Here is a 3,434-nt window from a genome sequence, read left to right as displayed (position 1 = left end):
GTCCTTCTCTCCGGCGACCACCAGCGTGGGCGTGGTCATGGCGGAGAAGTCCATGGTCCGGAAGAACGGCACCTGCTGGGCCATGACGCCGGTAAGGACGTCCCCTCCCCTGCCGGGGGCGGCCAGCAACACGCCCTGCTTGATACGCGGTTCGGCGAGGTCGGCCTCCTGGCCGTCCTCGGTGACCCTGGCGCCCAGCAGGAGGGCGGCGGTGAAGCCGCCGAGGGAGTGTCCGGCAACGGCGACGCTGTCGCGGTCCGTGCGCCCGGCGAGCTGCGGCACGGCGGCCTCGATCTCGTCGAGCCGGTCGAGTATGTGCGTCATGTCCTCGGCGCGCGAGCGCCAGAAGAAGGGTCCCCCTGGAGTGCTTTCGTGCAGGTGACTGAGCGTCCTGGAGCTGAGATGGGTGGGCTGTACGACGACGAAGCCCAGGGCGGCCCACAGGTCGGCGAGCGGGGCGTAGCCGTTGAGTGAGGAGAGGTTGTTCGAGCCGCCGTGCCCGTGGGAGAGGAGAATGACCGGCAGTTCGACTCCGGTCGCGGGCAGGGTGACGCGCACGCGCAGGTCTGCGGGGCGCCCGGCCACGGGCAGCACCACCGGGCTGAACGAGAGCACGGGCACGGACGAGAGGGCGGCGTCGGTCATGGAAGTCGATGCACTCACGATGAATCTTTCCCTTCGGATTTCCCTTTGAGGCCTCCGCTTGGGGCCTCCGCCTGAGGCTTTCGCTTGAGGCCTCCGCCGTCGCCGGCTCCCGGGTACGGGCGTGGCGCATCCCATGGGGGACGGGTGCGGCGCATGAGGCAGGGGGGAAGCGCCGGCGTCAGCTAGACTGATCCGGAACGTTGCTCCACTTACAATACGGAACACTGCTCCGCTTCACAAGCGGCGTGCCGTTCCGTCGTGTCAGCGGCCAGGAGAAGGAGAGCGCAGTGCCCACTGCAGGCCAGTCCGGAGAGGCGCCGGCCCCGAGCAAGCGGGCCGACGCGGTACGCAACCAGCAGAAGCTGCTCGCCGCCGCTGCCGAGGTGTTCACCACCTCCGGCGTCGATGCGCCGATCCGCGAGATCGCGGCCAAGGCGGGCGTCGGGATGGGCACGATCTACCGCCACTTCCCGACGCGGGCGGATCTCGTCGTCGCCGTCTTCCGCCACCAGGTCGAGGCGTGCGCCGAAGCCGGTCCGCGCCTGCTGGCGGCCGCCGAATCGCCGCTCACGGCGCTGCGTCAGTGGATCGACGTCTTCGTCGATTTCCTGGTCACCAAGCACGGACTTGCCAACACGCTGCAACCCGACAGCAGCGGCTTCACCGCGCTCCACACCTACTTCCTCGATCGTCTGCTGCCCGTCGCCGAGCAGTTGCTCGACGCCGCGGTCGAGGCGGGCGAGATCCGGCCCGGCACACAGCCCTACGAACTCATGCGCGGCATCGGCAACCTCTGCATCGGCCCCGACACCGACCCCCGCTACGATCCCCGCCGCCTGGTCGCACTGCTCCTCCAGGGGCTCCAGCAGCCGCAGACGCCGTCCTGATACCCGTGCCACCATGGCGTGGCGCCGAGCCGCGGCCTCGCCCTGGTTCCGGCGCCACATCGAGCAATACCGGCTGAGCAACAGCACAACGGCCTGACTGGTCCATCCAGGAGGGCAGGTCCCACGGCGCCCGCGGCGCCGCCGAGTTCGGAGTTCCAGCAGTGCTTTTCGACGTCACCCGCAGCGAACTCGCCGACATCTTCGGCGAGGACCGGCTCGCGACCCTGCCCGCCGCCGCCTTCCCGCCCTCCGCCGCGGACTCCGAGGGCGCCCGCCTCCTGCAGACCGTCGGTGTCCCCAGCGAAACGTTCTACCTGCGTGAGCCCGGCGACTCAGGTCGGCTGCCCCTCGTCCAGGACGTCGTCGACGTCGAGGACTTCGAGGACGCGTCGCAGGATGCGGGCGAGTGGCCCGTCATCGGCTGGCTGCTCAATGCCCACATCGCCCTCGACCCTGCTTCCGGCAAGGTGCACGCCTTCGACCTCGACGAGGAGACCGCGCCGGCACTGCACACGGACGTCTCCTCCCTCATCCAGGTCGCCCTCCGGTTCCAGCGCGTACTGGAGGAGTTCACTTTCAGCGGCGACGACGCCGACGAGGAGGCCGACTTCGAGCGCCTTGAGGGCGAGGTCGAACGCATCCGCCAGGAGACGAGCAGCATTGACCCGCTCCCCTTCCAGGACGACGAGACCGCCTGGTCGGTGGTCGGCGAGGAGATCGCCGCGGGCCAGCGCTTCACGGACGACAGCCCGGGAGGCCGTTCGATCCACGGCTGACCGCCGGTCCCGGCCGCCCGTGCACCGATGCCTCCACGCGATGTACGGGCCGCCGGACTCAGGCGGATTCGAGGAGCGGGCGGATCTCGATGGTTTCCGGAGTGGGCAGGGACTTGGCCAGTTCGACGGCCTCCGCACGGTCGGCCACCTCGAGCACGAACCAGCCGCCGAGCGTCTCTTCGCCGGCGTGGGCCGGCCCGTCGGTCACCGACGCCACCCCGTCGGCCGTCTTGCGCACGGTCGCGGGGCTGGCGTGCTCGGTGTCCAGAGCATCGCCGCCGACCAGTTTCCCGGCTGCCGCGAGCTTGCCGATCCAGTTCTGGTACTCCGCGCGGTAGGCGTCCCGGTCGGCCTGGATCCGGCGGCGTGACTCATCCGTCTCGAAAATCACGAGTGCGTATTTCATGTTGCATGTCCTCTCCGGCCGCCGTGCGCGGGGCCGTTGTCGGCGTTGACGGGTGTGCGGGAATCGCTGGTCAGGCGGCGCCGTCCACGGGAGCGACGCGAGCAAGTGCGCCGATCTCCAAGGCGGTCCACAGGGCGCCGTCGGGGCCCTGCGTGATGCCGTGCGGCTCGGAGTCGGGGGTGGGCAGGTCGTGCACGCTGATGGCGCCGTCCGGAGTGATCGAGCCGACCCGGTTGGCGCCCCACTCGGTGAACCACGCGGTGCCGTCGTCGGCGACGGTGATGGCGTGGGGCCGGGCGGCGCGGTCGGGCAGCGGATACTCGGTGACCTGCCCGCCGGGGGTGATCCGCCCGATCTGCCCCGCGGCGATCTCGACGAACCACACATCCCCGTCGCCTCCCGCCGCGATCCCGACCGGCGCGGCGTTCTCGGTCGGCAGCGGGTGCAGGGTCACTTCGCCGTCCATGGCGATGCGCCCGATGGCGTTCGCCTGGTTGAGGGTGAACCACATCGCTCCGTCGGCACCGGCGGTGATCGCGGAGGGAAACCCGCCCGTGACGGGGAGCGCGAACTCGGTGACGTGGCCCTCGGGGGTGATGCGTCCGATGCGGTCGGCGGTGGTCTCGGTGAACCACAGGGCGCCGTCAGGACCTGCCGCGATTCCGAAAGGCCCGCAGTCCGGGGTGGGGACCGCGAAGTCGTCGATGTCACCGCCGATGG

Annotated in this window: 5 protein-coding genes; 2 read left to right on the top strand and 3 right to left on the bottom strand. The window is 70.4% G+C overall.

The window, feature by feature from the left end:
- Positions 1 to 663 (bottom strand): alpha/beta hydrolase family protein (locus ACQKIP_RS43110; RefSeq protein WP_427745511.1); only part of this gene is annotated, 663 nt, incomplete at its 3' end.
- 269 nt (positions 664 to 932) lie between these two features.
- Between ACQKIP_RS43110 and ACQKIP_RS43105 the strand changes: the two genes are divergently transcribed.
- The gene (locus tag ACQKIP_RS43105) at positions 933 to 1,532 is read left to right on the top strand and encodes a TetR/AcrR family transcriptional regulator (RefSeq protein ID WP_365856337.1); all 600 of its coding nucleotides are present in this window, start codon (positions 933 to 935) and stop codon (positions 1,530 to 1,532) included.
- 161 nt (positions 1,533 to 1,693) lie between these two features.
- The gene (locus tag ACQKIP_RS43100) at positions 1,694 to 2,308 is read left to right on the top strand and encodes an SUKH-4 family immunity protein (RefSeq protein WP_365856334.1); all 615 of its coding nucleotides are present in this window, start codon (positions 1,694 to 1,696) and stop codon (positions 2,306 to 2,308) included.
- A 58-nt stretch (positions 2,309 to 2,366) separates the two neighbouring features.
- Here ACQKIP_RS43100 and ACQKIP_RS43095 read toward each other — a convergent pair whose 3' ends face one another.
- Both ACQKIP_RS43095 and ACQKIP_RS43090 read right to left on the bottom strand, forming a co-directional pair.
- Complete coding sequence (locus ACQKIP_RS43095; protein WP_365856332.1) at positions 2,367 to 2,714, bottom strand: YciI family protein; 348 nt, start codon at positions 2,712 to 2,714, stop codon at positions 2,367 to 2,369.
- A 70-nt stretch (positions 2,715 to 2,784) separates the two neighbouring features.
- On the bottom strand, positions 2,785 to 3,434 hold a 650-nt coding region (locus tag ACQKIP_RS43090; protein ID WP_427745510.1), incomplete at its 5' end, for a virginiamycin B lyase family protein.

Source organism: Streptomyces sp. NPDC059900, from assembly GCF_050270335.1.
In the GTDB taxonomy this organism is placed as follows: Bacteria; Actinomycetota; Actinomycetes; order Streptomycetales; family Streptomycetaceae; genus Streptomyces.
Note: the sequence above shows the minus strand (reverse complement) of the source record. Positions and strands in the feature narration are given on the sequence as shown.